This window comes from Mesorhizobium sp. B3-2-1 (genome assembly GCF_006439515.1).
GTDB lineage: Bacteria > Pseudomonadota > Alphaproteobacteria > Rhizobiales > Rhizobiaceae > Mesorhizobium.
The window spans coordinates 1-2,715 of record NZ_VFTI01000066.1; the positions used below are offsets into that span (position 1 = coordinate 1).

1 pseudogene is annotated in these 2,715 nt (G+C 70.1%); it reads right to left on the reverse strand.

Features of this window, described 5'->3' with window-relative positions:
* Positions 1-2,715: pseudogene (locus tag FJW08_RS33210) on the reverse strand (collagen-like protein); the annotation flags it as partial.

Here is a 2,715-nt window from a genome sequence, read left to right on the forward strand (position 1 = left end):
GCTCCCGTTGCACCTGTCGAGCCAGTTGCTCCGGTAGAGCCAGTCGCTCCGGTCGAACCCGTGGCGCCGGTCGAGCCTGTTGCTCCAGTCGAGCCGGTCGCTCCGGTAGAGCCAGTGGCACCTGTCGAGCCGGTTGCGCCCTTCGGCCCGGTGTCGCCCCTCGGTCCGGTCGCTCCGGTCGCTCCGGTTGCTCCGGTTGCACCCTTCGGTCCGGTGTCGCCCTTTGGCCCGGTCGCTCCGGTCGAACCGGTTGCACCCTTCGGCCCGGTGTCGCCCTTTGGCCCGGTCGCTCCGGTCGAACCGGTTGCACCCTTCGGCCCAGTGTCGCCCTTGGGTCCGGTCGCCCCGGTCGAACCGGTTGCGCCCTTGGGCCCGGTATCGCCCTTCGGCCCGGTCGCTCCGGTCGAACCGGTTGCGCCCTTGGGTCCAGTATCGCCCTTGGGTCCGGTATCGCCCTTCGGTCCAGTTGCGCCGGTCGAGCCTGTGGCACCGGTGGAGCCCGTTGCTCCGGTACCGCCGGTCGAGCCGGTCGCACCGGTCGAGCCAGTGGCTCCCGCCGCGCCTGTGGCTCCGGTAGAGCCTGTTGCGCCGGTGTTGCCAGTCGCGCCGGTTGCACCTGTGGCTCCAGTCGAGCCCGTCGCTCCGGTATCGCCCGTGGCCCCAGGCGAACCCGTAGCGCCCGTATCGCCGGTTGCACCAGTCGAGCCTGTGGCACCGGTTGAGCCTGTCGCCCCGGTATCACCAGTCGCGCCAGTCGAACCAGTGGCCCCGGTATCGCCAGTGGCGCCGGTTGCTCCGGTCGACCCAGTCGCTCCCGTATCGCCAGTTGCCCCAGTCGCGCCTGTGGCACCAGTATTGCCGGTCGCGCCTGTTGCCCCGGTTGCTCCGGTCGAGCCAGTTGCACCCGTATCGCCGGTTGCTCCGGTCGAACCCGTGGCACCTGTTGCTCCGGTCGCACCTGTGGCGCCGGTTGCTCCAGTCGAACCTGTGGCTCCTGTAGCCCCGGTCGCACCTGTGGCTCCGGTGGCTCCAGTCGAGCCGGTGGCTCCCGTATCGCCAGTTGCGCCGGTATCGCCGGTTGCGCCTGTGGCACCCGTGTCGCCGGTCGCGCCTGTGGCGCCGGTCGAACCCGTGGCGCCCGTATCGCCAGTTGCTCCAGTCGAACCTGTCGCTCCGGTATCGCCAGTGGCGCCGGTTGCTCCAGTCGAACCTGTGGCGCCCGTATCGCCGGTCGCACCCGTGGCTCCGGTTGCGCCAGTCGAGCCGGTGGCACCCGTATCGCCGGTGGCACCTGTGGCTCCAGTCGAACCTGTGGCGCCGGTATCGCCGGTTGCTCCGGTCGAGCCCGTCGCTCCGGTATCGCCGGTCGCGCCTGTTGCCCCGGTTGCTCCGGTCGAGCCAGTTGCACCCGTATCGCCGGTCGAGCCCGTCGCTCCGGTGTCGCCGGTAGCGCCTGTAGCTCCGGTCGAACCTGTGGCGCCGGTATCGCCGGTCGCACCTGTGGCTCCGGTTGCTCCGGTCGAACCTGTGGCGCCCGTCTCACCGGTCGCCCCCGTGGCTCCAGTCGAACCCGTGGCTCCAGTATCGCCAGTTGCTCCAGTCGAGCCTGTCGCGCCGGTATCGCCGGTTGCTCCAGTTGCGCCAGTCGAACCTGTCGCTCCAGTATCGCCAGTGGCGCCGGTTGCTCCGGTCGAACCCGTGGCGCCGGTATCACCGGTCGCGCCTGTGGCACCAGTCGAACCCGTGGCACCCGTATCGCCAGTTGCTCCAGTCGATCCGGTTGCGCCGGTATCACCGGTCGCACCCGTGGCTCCGGTTGCTCCAGTCGAACCCGTGGCACCGGTATCGCCGGTTGCACCGGTCGAGCCTGTGGCACCCGTATCGCCAGTTGCTCCAGTTGAGCCTGTGGCGCCGGTATCGCCGGTTGCGCCAGTCGCACCGGTCGAACCTGTGGCACCCGTATCGCCAGTCGCACCAGTCGATCCGGTTGCGCCGGTATCACCGGTCGCCCCAGTGGCGCCGGTTGCTCCAGTCGAACCCGTGGCACCTGTATCGCCGGTCGCGCCTGTGGCTCCGGTTGCGCCAGTCGAGCCAGTCGCTCCGGTATCGCCGGTTGCTCCGGTCGAGCCCGTGGCACCTGTATCGCCAGTTGCGCCAGTAGAACCCGTGGCACCTGTATCGCCGGTCGCACCTGTGGCTCCGGTTGCTCCAGTCGAGCCTGTGGCTCCGGTATCGCCGGTCGACCCAGTTGCACCCGTATCGCCGGTCGCACCTGTGGCTCCGGTCGAACCCGTTGCGCCTGTATCGCCGGTGGCTCCGGTCGCTCCGGTCGAACCTGTGGCGCCGGTTGCTCCAGTCGAGCCCGTGGCGCCTGTATCGCCAGTCGCGCCTGTCGCTCCAGTTGCGCCAGTCGAACCCGTATCGCCGGTATCGCCGGTTGCGCCTGTGGCTCCGGTTGCCCCAGTTGAGCCCGTGGCACCGGTATCGCCGGTTGCGCCTGTGGCTCCGGTTGCCCCAGTTGAGCCCGTGGCGCCTGTATCGCCAGTTGCACCTGTGGCGCCGGTTGCTCCGGTCGAACCCGTGGCGCCTGTGTCGCCGGTCGCGCCTGTGGCACCCGTCGAACCTGTGGCGCCGGTATCGCCGGTTGCTCCGGTCGAACCCGTGGCGCCTGTGTCGCCGGTCGCGCCTGTGGCACCCGTCGAACCTGTGGCGCCG